This is a genomic window from Methylopila sp. 73B (genome assembly GCF_000526315.1).
Classification (GTDB): Bacteria; Pseudomonadota; Alphaproteobacteria; order Rhizobiales; family Methylopilaceae; genus Methylopila.
On sequence record NZ_JAFV01000001.1, the window covers coordinates 4,284,688 to 4,303,668 of the forward strand.

Genomic DNA, 18,981 nt, shown 5'->3' on the forward strand with positions numbered 1-18,981 from the left:
AAAAGGCGGGTCGGCTTTAGGAGGACGGACGCTCTCCGTCGTCGAAGCGCTCCGCGATGACCTCGCGGTATTCCTTGTCGGACCAGCGGAGCATCGCGACGAAGTAGACGACGATCACCAGCGCGGTGACGGCGAAGGCCATCCAGGAGACGCTGTAGTCGAACCGGGCGCCGATGATCGCGGCGGCGCTGTCCGGCGTGAAGCCGAGCTTTTCCCACTGCGCCGCCATGGTCGGGTTCTGCCCGAGCGTCTCCCAGCTTGGATTGTCGTAGGCCTTGGTGGTCGCGCCGCTTCCGGCGAGGCCGAGCAGCAGCGGCAGGTAGAGCGTGACGACCACCAGGCCGAGCATCAGCACCGCGTCGACGATCTGGCCGAACACCGACTGGGCCGGCGGCTCGTAGGGAGGGCGGCTCATCGGGCGGCCCTCCGCTCGGCGGCGATCCGGTCGAGGTAGTAGATGTCGGCGCCGTAGATCGCCGCCTTGTCCTCCTCGTAGTGCCGCAGCAGCGCCAGCACGGCCGCGGTGTTGAGGAACAGGACGACGCCGGCCAGCGCCGCCATGACCGCCGTGAGGCCAGTGTCGGCGAAGGCGTCGGTCATGCGCCAGAACACGAAGGCGTAGGTGGCCCAGACAAAAGCGACGGCGATCCACGCAGCCGCTCGGTCGCGCCCGAACATGGTTCGGACGCGGGGGTCTTGCTCCGTCATAGACGTTCTCCCCAACCGCAGTTTTTTCCTGCGGAGATATTTTTAGTCTTAAAGAGAAACGTACTGACTAAATCCGCGCCGTCAATCGCCTAACTGTTGTGCATCGCGTCAATTCGGACCGCGGCCGCCCTCTGCTTTCGCCGCAACGAAAAAAGCGCCGGAACCTTGCGGCTCCAGCGCTTTCTCAGGCTCTCCGGGGGAAGGAGCTCAGCAATCCAGCGTGTTGTCCCGCTCCCACTGCGTCAGGTGGCGCGTGTAGTTGTTCCACTCCTGATTCTTCAGCTTGGCGTAGGCGGTGACGAACTCCTCGCCGAACATCGCCTTCGTGGCGGGCGAGGACTCGAACGTCCGGATTGCGTCGAGCAGATTGAGCGGCAGCTTCTTGCAGTCCGTGACCGTGTGGCCGTCCGTGTACATGTTGATGTCGAGGCGCTTGCCCGGGTCGCGCTTGTTCTCGATGCCGTCGAGACCGGCCGCCAGGATCGCGGCCTGCAGGAGGTAGGGGTTGGCCGCGCCGTCGCCCAGACGAAACTCGAACCGGCCCGCATCCGGGATTCGGATCATGTGGGTGCGGTTGTTGCCCGTGTAGGTGATCGAGTTCGGCGCCCAGGTCGCGCCCGACGTCGTCCGGGGAGCGTTGATGCGCTTGTACGAGTTCACGGTCGGGTTGGTCAGCGCGCAGATCGCGTCGGTGTTGTGCATCAGGCCGCCGATGAAGTGGTAGCCGAGCTGGCTGACGCCGAGCTCCCCCGCCGGGTCCGCGAACAGGTTCTTCCCGCCGTCCCACAGCGACACGTGGGCGTGGCAGCCCGAGCCGGTGAGGTTCAGGAACGGCTTCGGCATGAAGGTGGCGCGCAGGCCGTGCTTCTCGGCGATCGACTTCGCCATGAACTTGTAGAACGCGTGCTGGTCGGCGGTCTGCAGCGCCGGACCGTAATTCCAGTTCATCTCGAACTGGCCGTTCGCGTCCTCGTGGTCGTTCTGGTAGGGGGCCCAGCCGAGCTGGAGCATCGCGTCGCAGATTTCCGTGATCACGTCGTAACGCCGCATCAGGGCCTGCTGGTCGTAGCAGGGCTTTTCGGCGGTGTCGGCAGGGTCCGAGATCCGGGTGCCGTCTGCGTTGACCAGGAACATCTCGGGCTCGATGCCCGATTTCATCTGGTAACCAGACCGGGCGATCAGGCGCTTCAGGAGGTTGCGCGGAGCTTGATCGACTTCCTTGCCGTCCATCCACAGATCGGCGGCGAGCCAGCCGACCTCCGGCTTCCACGGCAGCTGGATCAAGCTGTCCGGATCGGGCTTCGCGAACAGATCGGAATCCGACGGGCTCATGTCGAGCCAGGTGGCGAAGCCCGCGAAGCCGGCGCCCGCCTTCTGCATGTCGCCGATCGCGGCGGCGGGGACCAGCTTGGCGCGCTGCGCGCCGAACAGGTCGGTGTAGGAAATGAGGAAGTATTTGATGCCGCGTTCGCGCGCGGTTTCGGAAAGATCCATCGCCACTGCAGTCCCCTCGATCGCCCCTTTTTGGGGTCTAACCTCAATGTTCACGGCTCTCTCCTTCGGCGTTCCAACCCATTGGCGAGGCGCCGGCCGCGTTCCGGAGGAAGGAAGGCCCTCCGGGGGACGTCGGCGGACCTTCTGTTCTTCGTCGTTCAGAACCCGGTCTTGCCGGGGATCCAGTTCGTGCCGGCGAGCGGGACGTTCGCCATGGCGGCCGCCTCGATCGTCAGCGCCACGAGATCTTCGGGCTCGAGGTTGTGGACGTGGCTCTTGCCGCAGGCGCGGGCGATGGTCTGCGCCTCGAGCGTCATGACCGAGAGGTAGTTCGCGAGCCGGCGGCCCGCGATCTCCGGATCGAGACGCTTCATCAGCTCCGGGTCCTGGGTAGTGATGCCCGCGGGGTCCCGGCCCTCGTGCCAGTCGTCGTAGGCGCCGGCCTTGGTCCCGAGCGCCTCGTACTCGCTCTCCCAGCGCGGATCGTTGTCGCCGAGCGCGACCAGAGCCGCGGTGCCGATCGCGACCGCGTCGGCGCCCAGCGCCAGCGCCTTCGCGACGTCGGCGCCGTTGCGGATGCCGCCGGAAACGATCAGCTGCACCTTCCGATGCATACCGAGATCCTGCAGCGCCTTCACGGCCTGATGGACTGCGGCGAGCGTCGGGATGCCGACGTTCTCGATGAAGACCTCCTGCGTGGCGGCGGTGCCGCCCTGCATGCCGTCGACGACCACGACGTCGGCGCCGGACTTCACCGCGAGCGCGGTGTCGTAGTAGGGCCGCGCCGCGCCGACCTTCACGTAGATCGGCTTCTCCCAGTCGGTGATCTCGCGCAGCTCCTCGATCTTGATCTCAAGGTCGTCCGGGCCGGTCCAGTCGGGGTGACGGCAGGCCGAGCGCTGGTCGATGCCTTCCGGCAGGGTGCGCATCTTGGCGACCCGCGGGGAAATCTTCTGGCCGAGCAGCATGCCGCCGCCGCCGGGCTTCGCGCCCTGGCCGACCACGACCTCGATCGCGTCCGCCTTGCGCAGGTCGTCCGGGTTCATGCCATAGCGCGAGGGCAGGTACTGGTAGACCAGCTTGGTCGAGTGCCCGCGCTCCTCGGGCGTCATGCCGCCGTCGCCGGTGGTGGTGGAGGTGCCCATCGCGGAGGCGCCGCGGCCAAGCGCTTCCTTGGCCGGACCCGACAGCGAGCCAAAGCTCATGCCGGCGATGGTGATCGGGATCTTGAGCTCGATCGGCTTCTTGGCGAAGCGGTCGCCCAGCACGACGCCGGTGCCGCACTTCTCGCGGTAGCCCTCGAGCGGGTAGCGCGACATCGACGCGCCGAGGAACAGCAGGTCGTCGAAGTGGGGCAGCTTGCGCTTCGCGCCGGCGCCGCGGATGTCGTAGATGCCGGTCGCCGCGGCGCGGCGGATCTCGGAGAGGGTGTAGGCGTCGAAGGTCGCGCTCTCGCGGGGGAGGGTGCGCGGGGCGCCGGGGCCCTTGACGTGCTCGTTCATCGTCGTCTGTCCCTCAGTACGCGGACGCGTTGTCGACGTGGAAGTGGTAGAGCGTGCGGGCCGAGCCGTAGCGCTTGAACTCCGAGGGATCGACCTGGCCTTCGAGGCCCGCCGCCTTCAGCTTCTCAAACACCTGCGCCTTGTGCTCGTCGCGCATCTCCTTCTCGACGCAGTCGGCGCCGAGGCTCTTCACGGACCCACGCACGTAGAGCCGCGCCTCGTAGATCGAGTCGCCGAGCGCTTCGCCGGCGTCGCCGAGCACGGTGAGCGTGCCCGCCTGCGCCATGAAGGCCGACATGTGGCCGACGGAGCCGCCGACGACGATGTCGACGCCCTTCATCGAGATGCCGCAGCGGGCGCCGGCCTGGCCGCGGATGAACAGCAGCCCGCCGTGGGCGGTCGCGCCCGCCGCCTGGCTCGCGTCGCCCTCGACCTCGATGCGGCCCGACATCATGTTCTCGCCGATGCCGACGCCCGCGTTGCCGCGGACGATCACGGTCGCCTGCTTGTTCATGCCGGCGCAGTAGTAGCCGACCGGCCCGTCGATCTCGACGGTGACCGGCGCGTCGAGGCCGGCCGCCAGCGCGTGCAGGCCGCGCGGGTTCGACACCCGCCACAGCGAGGCGTTGGACCCCTCTTTCAGCGCGTGCAGCGCGGCGTTGAGGTCGCGGACCTTGGCGGTGGCGAGGTCGAAGGAATGGCTCTGCGTGCTCGCGTTCATGAGCGGCGCCCCCTGGTTGGGTGTTGTCGTCGTCATCAGGCCGCGGCGCGGTCCCAGAAGTAGACCTTGGCGGGTTCAGGCTCGAAGATCTTGGCGTTCTCGATGCCGGGCAGGCCGGCGAGCGCGCGGTACTCGGAACCGAACGCCACGTACTGGTCGGTCTCGGCCATCACCGCGGGCTTGCAGGCGATGGGGTCGCGCAGAACGCCGAAGCCGGACTCCGTGCCGACCACGAGGGTGTAGAAGCCGTCGAGGTCGTCGAGGCTGTCCTCGAGCGCCTCGCCGAGCGAACGACCCTCCTTCATGCGCCAGGTCAGGTAGCCGGCGGCCACTTCGCTGTCGTTCTCGGTCTGGATCGTCACGCCCGCGCGCTCGAGGTTGCGGCGCACGGTGCGGAAGTTCGACAGCGAGCCGTTGTGCACCAGGCACTGGTCGAGCCCCGTGGAGAAGGGGTGCGCGCCGTTGGTCGTGACCGCGCTTTCGGTCGCCATGCGGGTGTGCGCGATGCCGTGGGTGCCGGCCATCTTCGCGAGGTCGAAGCGCACCGCGACGTCGGTCGGCATGCCGACCTCCTTGTAGAGCTCCATGCGGGACCCGGCGCCGACCACGGTCACCTCGGGGGCGAGCGCCGCGATCTTGGCGCGGACCTCGGCTTCGTCGGCGGAGGGAACGGTCAGGACCGCATGGGTCGCGCGCTGGAGGACGTCGGCGCCGTCGCCGAGCTTTGCGGCGAGGCCTGAAAAATCATAGCCCTCGGCGGCGCGGAGGGTGAGCTTCACCTCGTCGCTTTCGCCCGCGCCGTAGACCGCGAAGCCGGCCGAATCCGGCCCGCGGCCGCACATGGTGCCGAGCATCCCGCTCAGCATCTCGCCGAGCTTCGGCTCGAGCGCCTTGTCCTTCAGAAACAGACCGACGATGCCGCACATGAAGGGGCTCCCTGTCTCGCGTGCTGTGGCCCGGGGGCCTTGAGACCGGAAGCTATCCGCAGCGCGTCAACGCGTCAATGAACCGGAAAAAATAATTCTTCAGAAGAAACTCAACCTCTCAATTCCCAACGCTGCGAGCGTCCCGCGGAGGGACAGAGCGTCATTCCTTCTCGTACATGATGACGGAGAGATAGGTCATCGGCTTCACCACCAGCCGCTCGGGCCCATGGGGCGCGCCGGAATCGAACAGCAGCGAATCGCCGGGCCTGAGGTGGTAGCTGTTGCCGGCGTGCGCGTAGACCACCTCGCCGGTCAGCATGTAGATCAGTTCGGTGCCCTCGTGCTGGAACGCGGTGTAGGGGGCGGCGTCCTCGGTGAGCGTGATCAGGTAGGGCTCGACCGCGATCGCCCCGCCCAGCATGTGCCCGAGCAGTTCGTAGTTGTGGCCGACCTTGGTGCCGCGCCGCTGGATCACGACGCCTTGGCCAGCGGGCACATAGGAGCAGTCTCGCCGCTCCTCGAAGCCGGCGAACAGCAGGCTGATCGGCATGTTTAGCGCCGCCGCGAGCGTCTGCAGCGAGGTCAGCGACGGCGAGATCTGACCGTTTTCGATCTTCGACAGCATGCCTGTGGACACGCTCGCCGCGGCGGCGAGTTCGGCGACCGTCAGTCCCATGAGCTTGCGGTGGTGGCGGATCTGCAGGCCGATCGCCTGCTCGAGCGTGCGGCGCTCGGGCGCGGCCGGAGCGCCGGAGCCCGTGACGTAGTCCTCGTCGTCCCCGGGCTCGACGACCGCAAGCTGCGGAGCGACCGGCTCCGCCGCGGCCTGCGCGGCGATGGGTTTGGGCGCGGCCGCCTTGGCGGCGACGTTGGCGGACTTGCTGGCCATACGGACTTTTCCTCGCAGGAAACGTCTCGCAGGCTAGCCAACCTTTGGCCGATCCCCAAGCCTTGCGTTCGTCGGTTCCTAACCGCCGTGGCGCGCGTCGACGCCGCGGGACCGCGCCGCTTCCGCCATCCAGCGCCAGAACGTGGCGGCGAAGGTGCGGAACACCGCGATCTCATAGGTCGGGGCGTCGTCCACCTGCCAGAGGTGGATCGAGATCGAGGCCGCGTGGGTAAGCGCCGCGTCGCCCACGCCGAACACCCGCGGGTGCAGGTCGACGGCGGTCAGCGTCGCGAGCGTCTCGCGGGCGCGGGATCCCGAGACCCGGACGACCGTGCGGCCGTCGGACTGGTCCGCGATCGCCGCCGGGAGGCCGGCGAAGTCCGAGGCCCCGGACGAGACCGCGAGCCATTTGCCGGGCCCGGCGCCGACGAAGGCGACGTCGCCCGATGCGACGCGCTTCGGGCCGGCCGGAAGCTCGATCCCGTAGGCCGCGCGCACGGCGTCGGCGAGTTCGGCCTCGCGCCCCCGGAAGGCCGCGACCGAGGCGAGGGTCAGGCCCTCCGCTTCGCGCAAGGCGACACCGGCGGCGCCTGACGGCGAGGCGAGGGGAGCGACGTGTGGCCGGAAGGCCGAGCGGGCGACGAGAGGCTCAGCCACGGACGCGAACTCCTTCGGGATCGACGAAGACGGGAGCGACGACCTCGACCTCGACGTCGCCATCGCGCACCGGATCGACGGCGCGGACGATCTCGCCAATGCGCTCGGGACCGTTCGCGAGGAAGCCGAGCCCGATCCAGCAGCCGTTGGACGGCGAGTAGGCGACCGAGGTCATGTAGCCCTGGTCGTTGTCGGCGGTCGGCGTCGCGTCGCGCGGGATGAAGTGGGCGCCGCCGCGGAGCCGCGCGGAGCGATCGACCGGCCTGAAGCCGACGAGCCGCGGACGCGCGGGGTCGGTCAGCGCGGCGCGCTCCGCCATGACGCGGCCGACATAGTCCTTTTTCTTGGACATCATGCCGCCGAGACCGAGGTCGAACGCCGTGGTCGTGCCGTTGAGTTCGGCCGCCGCCGCATGGCCCTTCTCGATGCGCATCACCGAGAGCGCCTCCGCGCCATAGGGGCAGATGCCGAACGGCTCGCCGGCCGCGATGATCGCGCGGATGGTCGCGTCGCCGTAGCGGGCGGGGACCGCGAGTTCGTAGGCCATCTCGCCGGAGAACGAGAGGCGGAACAGCCGCGCCTTCACGCCGCCGCCGACGGTGACCTCCTTGACGCCGAGATAGGGCAGGCCGGCGTCCGACACGTCGGCGTCGTCCACCAGCGCCGCCACCACGTCGCGCGAGCGGGGACCGGCGATGGCGTACTTCGCCCACTGGTCGGTGATCGAGGCGAGGTGGACGTCAAGCTCCGGCCAGAGCCACTGCCGGCAGTACTCGAGATGCCGCATGGCCTGCGCCGCGTGCGCTGTCGAGGTCGTCACGTAGTAATGCGTCGGACTGAACCGTGCGACGGTGCCGTCGTCCATCGCGAAGCCGTCTTCGCGCAGCATGACGCCGTAGCGCGCCTTGCCCACCGGCATGGTCGAGAAGCCGTTGATGTAGACGCGGTCCAGGAAGACGCCGGCGTCGGCGCCCTGCACGTCGATCTTGCCGAGCGTCGAGGCGTCGTAGACGCCGACGGCGGTGCGGACGGTGTTGACCTCGCGGATGGTGGTCTCGAGCCAGTCGGCCTCTCCGGCGCGCGGAAAGTAGGCCGCGCGCATCCACAGCCCGGTCTCCACGAAGACCGCGCCCTGCTCCTCGGCCCAGAAGTGCGAGGGCGGCAGGCGGGTGGGACGGAACTCCTTGTGGCGGTGCGCGCCGCCAAGCGCGCCGATCGCGACCGGCGTGAAGGGCGGCCGCGTCAGCGTCGTCCCGGTGTCCGGGATCGAGCGGCCGGTGATCTCCGCCATCAATGCGAGGCCGACGACGTTCGCGGTCTTGCCCTGGTCGGTCGCCATGCCGAGCGTGGTGTAGCGCTTGAGGTGCTCCACCGACTTGAAGCCCTCGCGCGCCGCGAGCTCCACGTCCTTCACGGTCACGTCGTTCTGGAAGTCGACGAACGCCTTGCCGCGCGACGTCTTGGGCTTCCAGGGGCCCCGACCATGGACGGCGTCGGTCTCGGGCTCGACCTGCGGAGCCTCGAACCTGGAGGGCGTGTAGCCGCACTCTTCGGCGGCTTCGGAGCCGAGGCGGCCGCCTTCGGCGAAGGCCTCCGCCAGTTCGAACGCACCGGACGCTGCACCCGCGACGTCCATGCCGGGCGGGGTCGCGCCGGGCAGAAAGGCGGCGCGCGTCGCGTCCCATGCCGGCCGGCCGCCGAGGTGGGTGGAGATCTGGATGGACGGGTTCCAGCCGCCGGAGACCGCGACGAGGTCGCAGGCGACGTTGAAGCTGCGGCCGCGGGAGTCCGCGATCTCGCAGCCCTTCACCGACTGGCCGCCGTAGGCGCGCACGACGGCGCCGCCGAAGATCAACGGCGCGCCGGCGGAGCGGGCGGCGGCGGCGAGCGCCGGAGCGTCTCCGCTGGCGTCGACCACGGCGGCGATCTCGCAGCCCGCGGCCGCGAGATCCGACACGGTCTTCGCAGCGTCGTCGTTGTTGGCGTAGACGACCGCCCGCTTGCCCGGCGCGACGCCGAACCGGTTGAGGTAGCTGCGCACGGCGCCGGCCAGCATCACGCCGGGCGCGTCGTTGTTGCTGAAGGCGATCGGCCGCTCCAGCGCGCCGGCCGCGAGAACGCAGCGCTTGGCGACGATGCGCCAGAACCGCTGGCGCGGCTGGTGCGGCAGGGGCGTCGCGCGGTGGTCGGACACCCGCTCCAGGGCGCCGTAAACGCCGCCGTCATAGGCGCCGATCACGGAGGTGCGCGTCAGCACGGTGACGTCGGGCAGGCTCGCAAGCTCGGATGCGGCGGCGGCCGCCCACTGGACGCCGCCCGCATCGCCGACCGTGCGGCGGTCGGACAGCAGGCGGCCGCCGAGCACGCTGTCGTCGTCGGCGAGGATCACCCGCGCCCCGGCGCGGCCGGCGGCGAGGGCCGCTGCGAGACCGGCGGGGCCGCCGCCGATCACCAGCACGTCGCAATGCGCGGTGGTCTTCTCGTAGGCGTCGGGATCGGCGGCCTCCGCCGCGCGGCCGAGGCCCGCCGCACGGCGGATCAGCGGCTCGTAAAGCGTCTCCCAAAGCTTCGCCGGCCACATGAAGGTCTTGTAGTAGAAGCCCGCCACGAACACCGGCGCGGCGAGCTGGTTCACCGCCAGCAGATCGAACGCCAACGACGGAAACCGGTTCTGGCTGCGCGCCTCCAGCCCGTCGTAGAGCTCGGCGACCGTCGCCTTGACGTTCGGCTCGCGGCGCGCGCCGGTCCTGAGCTCCACCAGCGCGTTCGGCTCCTCGGAGCCGGCGGTCAGGACGCCGCGCGGGCGGTGGTACTTGAACGAGCGCCCGACGAGGGTCACGCCGTTCGCGAGCAGCGCGGAGGCGAGCGTGTCGCCGGGATGGCCGGCGTAGCCCTTGCCGTCGAAGGTGAAGGCGAGCGGGGTCGCGCGGTCGATCAGGCCGCCGGAGGCGAGGCGGTTCGACTGGCTCATGGCTGCGCCTCTGCAAGGGTGCGGGACGGTGGGACGTTCTCACCTCTCCCCGGCGGGGAGAGGTCGGCGCGCAGCGCCGGGTGAGGGGGGCGGACGTTATCTGGACAGGTCTGAAGTCCCTCACCCGCCGCGGCTTTCGCCGCGTCGACCTCTCCCCGCCGGGGAGAGGTGAAGGCTCGCGCTTCGACTCTCATCGCGCCGCCTCGGGCCCGCGCGCCGCCGCGACGTCGCGGGCGGCTTCGACCTGCTCGATCGCATGGGTGCGGGTGTCGCGGGTCACCACCAGCCAGGACTGGCACCCGGCCGCATGCTGCCACAGCTCGCGGTGCGGGCCGGCGGGGTTGTCGCGCAGGTAGACGTAGTCGGCGAAGGCGGCCTCCGCGTCCGGCGCGGAGGCGTCGGGCCGGGCCAGCGTGGCGTCGCCGAGATAGGAGAACTCGTCCACGCCGCGGACGCCGCAGTAGGGGCAGGGGATGCGCATGGGATCAGGGCTCCAGCGTCATCCCGGCCGCAGCGAAGCGGAGAGCCGGGATCGTTTTCAGGAGGGGCGTCTTGCGCGCCTGACGATCCCGGCTCTGCGCGGCTGCGCCGCTCCGGCCGGGGTGACGGGTGATCGTCTTCATCGCTTCGGCCTCAGTGCAGGTTCGGCTGGGCGCCGACGCCCTTTTCGTCGATGACGCGGCCGGTCGCGAAGCGGTCAAGCCGGTAGGCGGTCGCGGTCTCGTGCGGCATGTCGGTCGCGATCAGATGCGCGAAGCTCCAGCCCGAGGCCGGCGTCGCCTTGAAGCCGCCGTAGCACCAGCCGGCGTTGAGGTAGAGGCCCTCGATCGGCGTGCGGTCGATGATCGGCGAGCCGTCCATCGACATGTCCATGATCCCGCCCCAGTGCCGCAGAAGCTTCACGCGACCGATCGCCGGCATCAGCGCCATGCCGCCCTCGGCCACGTCCTCGATCGTCGGCAGGTTTCCGCGGCTGGCGTAGGAGTTGTAGCCGTCGATGTCGCCGCCGAAGACCAGGCCGCCCTTGTCGGACTGCGAGATGTAGAAGTGCCCGGCCCCGAAGGTGCAGACCGTGTCGATGAAGGGCTTGATCCCTTCCGACACGAAAGCCTGCAGCACGTGGCTCTCGATCGGCAGGCGCAGGCCCGCCATCCCCGCGACGCGCGAAGAGTTGCCGGCGCAGGCGAGGCCGACCTTCTTCGCGCCGATGAAGCCGCGCGACGTCTCGAGCCCGACCACGCGGCCGGCCTCGATGCGGAAGCCGGTGACCTCGCAGTTCTGGATGATGTCGACGCCGCGTCCGTCCGCGGCCCGGGCGTAGCCCCAGGCCACCGCGTCGTGGCGCACCGTGCCGCCGCGCTTCTGGCGAAGGGCGCCCTTCACGGGGAAGCGGGCGTTGTCGTAGTCCAGCATCGGCAGGATGCGCTTGAGCTGGGCCACGTCGAGCAGCTCGGAATCGACGCCGTGCAGGCGCATGGCGTTGCCGCGGCGGGCGTAGGCGTCGCGCTGGCCGTCGGAGTGGAACAGGTTCACCACGCCGCGCTGGCTCACCATGGCGTTGTAGTTCAGGTCCTGCTCCAGCTCCTCCCAGAGCTTCATGGAGTGCTCGTAGAACGGCACGTTGCCCGGCAGCAGGTAGTTCGAGCGGACGATGGTGGTGTTGCGGCCGACGTTGCCGCCGCCGATCCAGCCCTTCTCGACCACCGCGATGTTGGTCAGGCCGTGGACCTTGGCGAGGTAATGCGCGGTCGCGAGCCCGTGGCCGCCGCCGCCGACGATGACGACGTCGTAGGCCGCCTTCGGCTCGGGCTCGCGCCAGGCCGGCTTCCAGCCGGTGTGGCCGCGAAGCGCCTCGCGAAGCACGGAAAAGATCGAGTACCGGTCGGTCGACATGAGCGCGCCTGGGTGATGGCGAAGCAGGACGAGCCGCACTATGGCCGACGGCCGCGCGCTATGAGATATAAATCGGACTTATAGTGCGAGCTTGGCCATGCAGCCCCGTCCCGACGACCTTCCCTTCGATCTCCGGCAACTCACGATCTTCCTCGCCGTCTGCGACGCCGGCGCGATGGCGTCGGCGGCGCGGCGTCTGGGCCTCACGCAGCCGGCGGTGTCGCTCGCGGTGGCGGAGCTCGAGACGCGGATCGGCGCCGGGCTGTTCGACCGCGCGATCCGGCCGATCGCGCTCACGCCCGCAGGCGTCCTGCTGCGCCAGCGCGCCTCGGCGCTGGTCTCCGAAGCGCGCCAGATCGCGCCGATGCTGCGGGAGGCGGGGAGGGCGCGGTTCCCGCTGGTGCGGCTCGGCCTCGTCGATTCGCTGTCGCGCACGCTCGGGCCGACGCTCGCGGACGCGATCGCCGAGCGCGCGGACGAGGTGGCGATCCTGTCCGGCCTGACCGCCTCCCACGCCAGCGCCCTGCTGTCGCGCAATCTCGACGTGATGATCGGCGTCGACGATCTCGCGCAGGTCGCAGGGCTCGAGCGCCGGCCGATCCTGACCGAGTCCTACGTGCTGATGCTGCCGCCCGGCGTCCCGCCGGTGGAGAGCGTGGAGGATCTGCGCCGGCTCACGGAGCGCTTCGAGTTGGTGCGGTTCAGCGCGCGGTCGAGCACCGGCGTGGAGATCGAGCGGCACCTCAGGCGCATCGGACTGGAGCCGCCGCGGCGGCTGTCGTTCGATACGCCCCAGGGCGTGGCGTCGATGGTGGCGGAGGGCGGCCGGTTCGCCATCGTCACGCCGCTCTGCGTGGTGGAAGCCGCGCCGCCGTCGCGGGCGGTGGTCTGCGCGCCACTGCCGGGCCCGGAGTTCGCCCGCAGCCTGACGCTGGTCGCCTATGCGCACGAGCTCGGCCGGTTGCCGGCGGAGCTGGCGGAGACGAGCCGCGCGGGAGTGCGCGCGCGGCTCGCCGAGGTCGCGCCCGAAATGGCGCGCTTCGTCCAGATCTCCTGAGCGACCTCAGTCGAAGATGAAGTCGTTCGCGCCGAGGCTCGCGACCGACACGTCGTCGAGCGTGATCGAGGAGCCGGTGTTGCCGGCCCAGGTGATCACGGCGTCGCCCGCCGCGTTTGAGCGGATGATCAGGTCGTTGAAGCCGAGTCCGTCGACGTCGAGCTCGATCTTGTCGGTCCCGTCCTGGAAGTCGGTGATGCGGTCCCTGCCGTCGCCGGTCTCGAACACGAAGATGTCGGCGCCCGCGCCGCCGCTCAGCACGTCCACGCCCTTGCCGCCGTCAAGCTCGTCGTTGCCGACGCCGCCGAACAGCACGTCGCGGCCGTTTCCGCCGTCCAGTTCGTCGTTGCCCGCGTCGCCGATCAGCCGGTCGTCGCCGTCGCCGCCGTCGATCTCGTCGTTGCCGGCGCCGCCATAGAGGGTGTCGTTCCCCAGCCCGCCTTCGAGATCGTCATTGCCGGCGCCGCCCACGAGCCGGTCGTTGCCCGCGCCGCCCTCGAGATCGTCGTCGCCGTTCTCGCCGTAGAGCAGGTCGGCGCCGTCGCCGCCGAAGAGGTCGTCATTCTGATCGCCGCCGAACAGCGTGTCCGCGCCCGCCTGGCCGAACAGCTTGTCCTGGCCGGCGTAACCGCGCAGCACGTCCGCCGCGCCGGTTCCCACGAGGCGGTCAGCGCCGGCGGTTCCGTTGATCGTCGCCATCTCATCAGCTCCACATGATGCGGGCGGGCGCGCCGCCCGGCCTTCTGGAGCTGAACTTAAGCGAGCTCAGTTAGACCACGTTGAGCGGTCGGTTAGAATTTGGAGAGAGCGCGGCGGCCAAAACAAGGCGAAGCATCACGTGGCGACGTCGCGGCCGGAGATCTTGTAGCCGACGCCCCGAACCGTCTGGATGATGAACGGAGGACCATCATCCTCGAGTTTTTTCCTGAGATAGCGGATGTAGACGTCGACCACCTTGGTGCCGGGGTCGAAGGTGTAGTCCCAGACGTTGTTCAGCAGCCGCTGCCGGCTGACGACGCGCTCGGCGTTCGCCATCAGGAAGCGCAGCAGCTCGAACTCGCGCACGGTCAGCGAGATCTCCCGGCCGCGGCAGGTCACGCGACGGGACTCGGGGTCTAGGGTGAGGGGCCCGACCGCGAGCGTCGCCTGGGTGTCCTCCGCCGGCCGGCGGCGCTTCAGCGCCTCGAGCCGCGCCAGCAGCTCGTCGAACGAGAACGGCTTGGTGAGATAATCGTCCGCGCCGCCCTTGAGGCCCTCGATCTTGTCCTGCAGCCCGTCCTTCGCCGTGAGCATCAGGATCAGCGCCGTCAGCCGCTCCCGCCGCGCCAGCCGGCAGACCTCGAGCCCGTCGACGTAAGGCAGCATGCGGTCGAGGATCACGAGCTCGAACTCGCCCGAGCGCATGCGCTCCAGCCCGTCGCGGCCGTCCGGGGCGACGGTCACCTGATAGCCTTCCGAGGTCAGGCCGCGGCTCAGAAAGTCGGCGATCCGGCGGTCGTCCTCCACCACCAGGATCTTCACGACGTCGCCTCCGCCAGCGGCAGCGAGACGGTCAGCGCCGCGCCGCCCAAGGGCCGGTTGTCGAGCGTGATCACGCCGTCGTGCCGCTCGACAATGAGCTTGGCGATGGCGAGACCGATGCCGAGCCCGCCGGTGGAGCCGCTGTCGGCCGCGCGGCCCCGATAGAAACGGCTGAACACGTGCGCGCGATCCTCCTCCGACAGGCCCGGCCCCTCGTCCGAGACCTCGACCACGAACCGTCCGCCGGCGACGAGCGTCGCGACGCGGACGCGTCCGCCGGCCGGCGAGTGCTTTATCGCGTTGTCGAGGCCGATCAGGAAGACCTGCTTCAGCCGTCGCGCGTCGGCCGCGATCAGCGCGCCGCCGTCGTTCCAGGCGGTCTCGATCAGGACGTCGCGCGGGGCGGCGAGCGCTTCGCCCTCGGCGGCGGCGGCGGCCGCCACGTCGCGGCCGCGCGTGACAGTGATCTCGAAGCTCTGGTCTTCCGCGTCGGACCGGGCGAAGGCCAGCAGGTCGTCGAGCAGCGAGCCGAGGCTCTCGGCCTGCTCCTGGATGCGGAACAGCGCCTCCGCCTGGTCGCCCGGGTCGCCACGCCCGCGCAGCGCGACGTCCGCCTCGCCGCGCAGGATCGTCAGCGGGGTCCGAAGTTCATGGCTGACGTCCGCCAGGAACTGCGCCCGCCGCGCGTCCACGTCCCTCAGGCGGTCGTTGGCGTGGCGCAGTTCGGCGGTGCGGGCCTCGACCTCGGAGTGCAGGCGCTGCTGCGCGGTGACGAGCTCCGCCCGCTGCGCCTCGATCGCGTGCGCCATGTCGTTGAAGGTGCGGGCGAGCGCCGCGAACTCGTCGCGGCCGCGCACGGGGATGCGGGCGTCGAGCGCGCCGTCCGCGATCGCCCTCGCGCCTTCGGCGAGATCCTGCACCGGGCGCACGATCGAGCGCTTCAGCATCAGGCCGAAGCCGGCGCTGAACAGGACGGCGAGCAACGTCAGCGCGATCGCGCCGAAGAGCAGCCACTGCTGGCGCCGCCGCACCTCGGCGAGCTCGCTCGCGACCTCGCCGCGCTCGTCCTTCAGCGCGTTCTCGAGCAGCGTCTCGAAGTCGTTCGACAGCCGGTACTCGACCTCGCGCCGGAAATGGCCGACCGCTTCGGCCTGCTTGCCGTCGCGCTGGAGGGCGAAGACGTGCTCGGCCGCGCGGTCGATGGCGCGGTAGAGCTCGTTCATGCGGCTCGTCATCTCGACGTCCGAGATCTCGCGCCGCACCTCCTCGATCCCCTCGAGCGTCAGCACCTCGGCCCGCGTGACGCGGGCGAGGCGCTCGAACGCCTCCTCCATCTTGCGGCGCGCGGCCTCGAAGTCCGGCATCTGCTCCGGCCCGAGCAGCAGCACCTCGGCGATCTGTTCGGCGTAGTTGTTGGCGTGGCCGTCCAGCTCGGCGATCACCTCGAAGCGGTGATGGACGCCGTCGATGCGGCGCACGAAATCGTCCGCCACCCTGAGCGACAGCGCGGTCACCCCGACCATCAGCGCCACGAAGGCGAGGGTCACGATCTCGAAGATGAAGATGCGCCAACGCACGGTCATCGGCCGGTCAGGCTCCAGGCGAGGGGAGTCGGGCGGCGGACCGCGCGCGCATCATGACGGGCGGCCGGGAGCGCGTCGACCGGGCGAGCCCCGATTGACGCCGGCGTCCTGCTCGGCTTGCATCGCGCCAAGATCACAACACGAGGAGCGCCGCCATGACCCAAACGCCTGAGCCCGCCGCCGGTTGGAAACTGACGATCCCCGTCGTCAACCTGAAGGGCGACCAGCGCGTCGCGGGCTCCTACGTGGCGGCGATCGCCGACCGCGAGGCTGCCCGGAAAGCGATTCCCTATGGCCGCGCAGTGCCGAGCGCGCCGCTCCAGCCGCTCTCCGCCGACGACCTCGTGAGCTTCGGCGTCGACGCCGGAGCGGTCAAGAAGATCGCCTGACGCCCTTGTGGTCCATGCCGGCGTCTCGTGCTTTCGTCGGCTAAGCGGAACATGATGCGCGAGACGCACGTTTTTCCAGCGAAGGCCGGTGGAACGGGCCTCGCGTAGCGCGGGGCCGGCGCCGCCGGCGGCAACAGGAGTGCGTACCATGCATCCTCTCGCAGGAACCCCGATCGCGTTCTGGATGACCGCCATGTCCTACTGGATGGCGGCCCTCAACAGGTAAGCGCCGGATTACACGCGCTTTCTTCTTGTTCCGGCCTCGAGCCGGGAACCAGACGCCCGACGCTATCCAGGGAAGCCCAAAGAGCGAGCGTTCTTCCGTTCACGCGCAGCGGCTCTGGGTCCCGGCTGAGGGCGGGACAACCGAGCCCTGTTTGCGCGCCTTGCTCGAAAACCTTGGATATTCAGTGCCCCGACGCGCTTTCGAGCGCGCCGGGCGCGGTCTGCCAGCCGAGGTCGGGCAGCATGACGATGCGGTTGCCGCGCAGATCCGAGGCGCAACTGATGAAGCCGCGCTCCTCCATGTAGGTCAGCAGGCGGCGCGCCCGTCCGGTGGAGCGGGTGCCATAGGCCTTCGCGATCTCGGCGTCGCTGGGGCAGGGCCCCTTCATCAGCGCGGCCTTCGCGACGAGCAGAAACACGCCCCGCACGTCCTCCGGCAGCGACGCCGCGATCAACGTCGCCTGGTCCCAGTCCGAACTCGCCACCTCCCCGTCGTCGACGCCGGCCTTCGCGATTGCGAGTTCGCGCCGGAACCGCGGAAGGTCCGGCGCGTCGCCCGGCAGCCGCGCGATGCGGCAGCGGACGAGAAAATCCTGATAGAGCAGCGACACCGGCTGAAAGCTGGCCTCGGGCTCCGCCATCATCGCCGTCATGATCTCTGCGATCTTGCCCTCCCGCTCGGCGTCGGCGAACAGGTCGGCGGGCAGCGGCTGGGCGGCGGTCGCGTCGCTGCGCGACTGCGCGAGCTGCGCCAGGACCTCCGCCGTGTTCGCCGTCGCCGCCGCCGCGCGCGGACGGGCTTCGTCGGCGCCGCGGCGGAAGATCAGCCCTGCGGCGTCTTCGGCGAGCGTCTCCGGCAGGGGCATCAGCTTCGGGCTGCCGCCGCGTCCCTGCGTCTCAACCGGCGCGATCTTGACGGTCTCGGGTCGACGTCCGATTGCGGGGCCGAGCCCCACGAACTGGCCGCGGTCGAGGTTGCGGAAGGCCTCCGCCTGCCGCCGCTCCATTCCGAGCAGGTCGGCGGCGCGCGCCATGTCGATGTCGAGGAAGGTGCGCCCCATCAGGAAGTTCGAGGCTTCGGCCGCGACGTTCTTCGCGAGCTTCGCGAGCCGCTGGGTCGCGATGACGCCGGCCAACCCCCGCTTCCGCCCGCGGCACATGAGATTCGTCATCGCCGCGAGCGCCTGCCGGCGGGACTCCTCGTCCGCTTCGCTCGCGGCCGCGGGCGCGAACAGCTGCGCCTCGTCCACCACCACCAGCATCGGGTACCAGCAGTCGCGCTCGACCTCGAACAGCGCGTTGAGGAACACGGCCGCCGCGCGCATCTGGCGGTCGACGTCCAGGCGCTCGAGGTTGAGGATCACCGAGACCCGGTGCCGGCGCGCCCGCTCGGCGATCATCGCGAGATCGCGCTCCACGCCGGCGGCCTCCACGACCACATGGCCATGGGCGTCCGCGAGCGTGACGAAGTCGCCCTCCGGGTCGATCACGCACTGCTGGACCCAGGGCGCGCTCTGCTCCAGCAGCCGGCGGAGCAGATGCGACTTGCCCGAGCCGGAGTTGCCCTGAACGAGAAGACGGGTCGCGAGCAACTCCTCGAGGTCGACCGTCGAGCGCTGTCCGTTCGACTTCGCGCCGATGTCGATGCTGACCGTCATGATGCCTTGTCGTCGCCGTCCCTTGCGCGTGTCGCGCGCCGAACCGTGGTCGATCGCGGCCCGAGAGTCCAAGCCGCAGCCGGCTTTTCCCCAGAAAGGCGCGTGGCGGCTTCAAGCCAGAGATCAGGCCATCGTAAAGCATGGTGCGCCGCACACGTGGAGTGAACCTAAGGTTTCGAATCCTCGGTCAATTCCAAGAGCCGTGTGAGCGTCAAAATCAGGGTCCTCGATGTGCAGATGACTTTCCAGGTTCGCAGAAATAGAACAATCTACGTCGGATGCCGCATGTTGCGGCGCTCCATGCGCGATCGGGGGAGCGTGAATGGATATCATTGTTCGGCTTGTTAAGCCCATCGTGATGGGTGCGGTGATGTTCGGCTCAATCCACTATCTCACCGGAAGCGCCTTCACAGCAGGCATGCTCGCGTTGATTCCGCTGTTGCTCGGCTGGTTGGGCATATTCATGGGTCCGGCCTTCGGTTTGACAGGCCTCGCATTCATCTCGGCGATCGGCTGGGCGGTGAGTCCGCCGGACCTCAGGGCCGCGGTGGCCGGCCAGACCGCCGGCGCCGCCGCGACCGTCAAGGCGACTGTCGAAGGCGAGCGCTCCAAGGCGACTGAACCGTCCGTAAACGTCGCGCCTTCCGACACGCGGAAGCCTTGACGATCGGTTCGGAATTTCGGCGTTAAGGCAAGGCGGCTTCGGACTGGTCCCATGACGTCATGCCCGCGTCTCCGCGGGCGTCGGCGTACTGACCGTAGAACTTTGCGCCATGAGAAGTCGTGG

General features: G+C 69.7%; 19 protein-coding genes. 3 read left to right on the forward strand and 16 right to left on the reverse strand.

What is annotated here, in order from left to right; translation table 11 throughout:
• Positions 1–16 precede the first annotated feature (16 nt).
• The 12 genes from K244_RS0120640 to K244_RS0120695 form a co-directional block, all read right to left on the reverse strand.
• Complete coding sequence (locus tag K244_RS0120640) at positions 17–415, reverse strand: hypothetical protein (protein WP_020188197.1); 399 nt, start codon at positions 413–415, stop codon at positions 17–19.
• On the reverse strand, positions 412–708 hold the full coding sequence (locus K244_RS0120645) for a hypothetical protein (RefSeq protein WP_020188198.1): 297 nt from the start codon (positions 706–708) through the stop codon (positions 412–414). Before K244_RS0120645 ends, K244_RS0120640 begins: the two co-directional genes overlap by 4 nt.
• A gap of 207 nt (positions 709–915) precedes the next feature.
• Complete coding sequence (glnT, locus tag K244_RS0120650; protein ID WP_020188199.1) at positions 916–2,202, reverse strand: type III glutamate--ammonia ligase; 1,287 nt, start codon at positions 2,200–2,202, stop codon at positions 916–918.
• Positions 2,203–2,360: 158 nt separating this feature from the next.
• Positions 2,361–3,704 carry an FMN-binding glutamate synthase family protein gene (locus tag K244_RS0120655; protein WP_020188200.1) on the reverse strand — a complete coding sequence of 448 codons (1,344 nt, stop codon included), beginning with the start codon at positions 3,702–3,704 and terminating at the stop codon, positions 2,361–2,363.
• A 13-nt stretch (positions 3,705–3,717) separates the two neighbouring features.
• A complete protein-coding gene (locus K244_RS0120660) occupies positions 3,718–4,425 on the reverse strand; it encodes a protein glxC (protein ID WP_020188201.1) in 708 nt (235 codons plus the stop codon).
• 35 nt (positions 4,426–4,460) lie between these two features.
• A complete protein-coding gene (locus tag K244_RS0120665; protein ID WP_020188202.1) occupies positions 4,461–5,351 on the reverse strand; it encodes a glutamine amidotransferase family protein in 891 nt (296 codons plus the stop codon).
• A gap of 160 nt (positions 5,352–5,511) precedes the next feature.
• Complete coding sequence (locus K244_RS0120670; RefSeq protein WP_020188203.1) at positions 5,512–6,240, reverse strand: helix-turn-helix domain-containing protein; 729 nt, start codon at positions 6,238–6,240, stop codon at positions 5,512–5,514.
• A gap of 78 nt (positions 6,241–6,318) precedes the next feature.
• Positions 6,319–6,897, reverse strand: coding sequence for a sarcosine oxidase subunit gamma family protein (locus tag K244_RS0120675; RefSeq protein WP_020188204.1), 579 nt, complete (start codon positions 6,895–6,897; stop codon positions 6,319–6,321).
• Positions 6,890–9,868 carry a sarcosine oxidase subunit alpha family protein gene (locus K244_RS0120680; protein ID WP_020188205.1) on the reverse strand — a complete coding sequence of 993 codons (2,979 nt, stop codon included), beginning with the start codon at positions 9,866–9,868 and terminating at the stop codon, positions 6,890–6,892. Before K244_RS0120680 ends, K244_RS0120675 begins: the two co-directional genes overlap by 8 nt.
• Positions 9,869–10,058: 190 nt before the next feature.
• Complete coding sequence (locus K244_RS0120685; protein ID WP_020188206.1) at positions 10,059–10,349, reverse strand: sarcosine oxidase subunit delta; 291 nt, start codon at positions 10,347–10,349, stop codon at positions 10,059–10,061.
• A 4-nt stretch (positions 10,350–10,353) separates the two neighbouring features.
• On the reverse strand, positions 10,354–10,491 hold the full coding sequence (locus K244_RS23790) for a hypothetical protein (RefSeq protein WP_020188207.1): 138 nt from the start codon (positions 10,489–10,491) through the stop codon (positions 10,354–10,356).
• A 10-nt stretch (positions 10,492–10,501) separates the two neighbouring features.
• Positions 10,502–11,761 carry a sarcosine oxidase subunit beta family protein gene (locus K244_RS0120695; RefSeq protein ID WP_024816658.1) on the reverse strand — a complete coding sequence of 420 codons (1,260 nt, stop codon included), beginning with the start codon at positions 11,759–11,761 and terminating at the stop codon, positions 10,502–10,504.
• A gap of 97 nt (positions 11,762–11,858) precedes the next feature.
• Here K244_RS0120695 and K244_RS0120700 point away from each other — a divergent pair, with 97 nt between their 5' ends.
• Positions 11,859–12,818, forward strand: coding sequence for a LysR family transcriptional regulator (locus K244_RS0120700; protein ID WP_020188209.1), 960 nt, complete (start codon positions 11,859–11,861; stop codon positions 12,816–12,818).
• Positions 12,819–12,824: 6 nt separating this feature from the next.
• On the opposite strand, the gene K244_RS0120705 is transcribed toward K244_RS0120700, so the two are convergent.
• The 3 genes from K244_RS0120705 to K244_RS0120715 form a co-directional block, all read right to left on the reverse strand.
• The gene (locus K244_RS0120705; protein ID WP_020188210.1) at positions 12,825–13,517 is read right to left on the reverse strand and encodes a calcium-binding protein; all 693 of its coding nucleotides are present in this window, start codon (positions 13,515–13,517) and stop codon (positions 12,825–12,827) included.
• Positions 13,518–13,652: 135 nt separating this feature from the next.
• Positions 13,653–14,339, reverse strand: a complete 687-nt coding sequence (locus K244_RS0120710; RefSeq protein WP_020188211.1) for a response regulator transcription factor — start codon at positions 14,337–14,339, stop codon at positions 13,653–13,655.
• Complete coding sequence (locus K244_RS0120715; protein WP_020188212.1) at positions 14,336–15,922, reverse strand: ATP-binding protein; 1,587 nt, start codon at positions 15,920–15,922, stop codon at positions 14,336–14,338. Before K244_RS0120715 ends, K244_RS0120710 begins: the two co-directional genes overlap by 4 nt.
• 155 nt (positions 15,923–16,077) lie before the next feature.
• On the opposite strand from K244_RS0120715, the gene K244_RS0120720 reads away from it, so the two are divergent.
• Positions 16,078–16,311, forward strand: coding sequence for a hypothetical protein (locus K244_RS0120720; RefSeq protein WP_020188213.1), 234 nt, complete (start codon positions 16,078–16,080; stop codon positions 16,309–16,311).
• A gap of 407 nt (positions 16,312–16,718) precedes the next feature.
• Here the strand turns inward: K244_RS0120720 and K244_RS0120725 are convergent, their stop codons facing one another.
• A complete protein-coding gene (locus K244_RS0120725; protein WP_020188214.1) occupies positions 16,719–18,194 on the reverse strand; it encodes an ATP-binding protein in 1,476 nt (491 codons plus the stop codon).
• 322 nt (positions 18,195–18,516) lie between these two features.
• On the opposite strand from K244_RS0120725, the gene K244_RS22400 reads away from it, so the two are divergent.
• Complete coding sequence (locus K244_RS22400) at positions 18,517–18,858, forward strand: hypothetical protein (RefSeq protein ID WP_024816659.1); 342 nt, start codon at positions 18,517–18,519, stop codon at positions 18,856–18,858.
• Positions 18,859–18,981: the final 123 nt, after the last annotated feature.

Excerpts from the sequence above, each read along its gene's own strand:
- K244_RS0120640 (WP_020188197.1), bottom strand. The coding sequence starts at position 415 with ATGAGCCGCCCTCCCTACGAGCCGCCGGCCCAGTCGGTGTTCGGCCAG.
- K244_RS0120645 (WP_020188198.1), bottom strand. The coding sequence starts at position 708 with ATGACGGAGCAAGACCCCCGCGTCCGAACCATGTTCGGGCGCGACCGA.
- glnT (WP_020188199.1), bottom strand. The coding sequence starts at position 2,202 with ATGGATCTTTCCGAAACCGCGCGCGAACGCGGCATCAAATACTTCCTC.
- K244_RS0120655 (WP_020188200.1), bottom strand. The coding sequence starts at position 3,704 with ATGAACGAGCACGTCAAGGGCCCCGGCGCCCCGCGCACCCTCCCCCGC.
- K244_RS0120660 (WP_020188201.1), bottom strand. The coding sequence starts at position 4,425 with ATGAACGCGAGCACGCAGAGCCATTCCTTCGACCTCGCCACCGCCAAG.
- K244_RS0120665 (WP_020188202.1), bottom strand. The coding sequence starts at position 5,351 with ATGTGCGGCATCGTCGGTCTGTTTCTGAAGGACAAGGCGCTCGAGCCG.
- K244_RS0120670 (WP_020188203.1), bottom strand. The coding sequence starts at position 6,240 with ATGGCCAGCAAGTCCGCCAACGTCGCCGCCAAGGCGGCCGCGCCCAAA.
- K244_RS0120680 (WP_020188205.1), bottom strand. The coding sequence starts at position 9,868 with ATGAGCCAGTCGAACCGCCTCGCCTCCGGCGGCCTGATCGACCGCGCG.
- K244_RS0120685 (WP_020188206.1), bottom strand. The coding sequence starts at position 10,349 with ATGCGCATCCCCTGCCCCTACTGCGGCGTCCGCGGCGTGGACGAGTTC.
- K244_RS23790 (WP_020188207.1), bottom strand. The coding sequence starts at position 10,491 with ATGAAGACGATCACCCGTCACCCCGGCCGGAGCGGCGCAGCCGCGCAG.
- K244_RS0120695 (WP_024816658.1), bottom strand. The coding sequence starts at position 11,761 with ATGTCGACCGACCGGTACTCGATCTTTTCCGTGCTTCGCGAGGCGCTT.
- K244_RS0120700 (WP_020188209.1), top strand. The coding sequence starts at position 11,859 with ATGCAGCCCCGTCCCGACGACCTTCCCTTCGATCTCCGGCAACTCACG.
- K244_RS0120705 (WP_020188210.1), bottom strand. The coding sequence starts at position 13,517 with ATGGCGACGATCAACGGAACCGCCGGCGCTGACCGCCTCGTGGGAACC.
- K244_RS0120715 (WP_020188212.1), bottom strand. The coding sequence starts at position 15,922 with ATGACCGTGCGTTGGCGCATCTTCATCTTCGAGATCGTGACCCTCGCC.
- K244_RS0120720 (WP_020188213.1), top strand. The coding sequence starts at position 16,078 with ATGACCCAAACGCCTGAGCCCGCCGCCGGTTGGAAACTGACGATCCCC.
- K244_RS0120725 (WP_020188214.1), bottom strand. The coding sequence starts at position 18,194 with ATGACGGTCAGCATCGACATCGGCGCGAAGTCGAACGGACAGCGCTCG.
- K244_RS22400 (WP_024816659.1), top strand. The coding sequence starts at position 18,517 with ATGGATATCATTGTTCGGCTTGTTAAGCCCATCGTGATGGGTGCGGTG.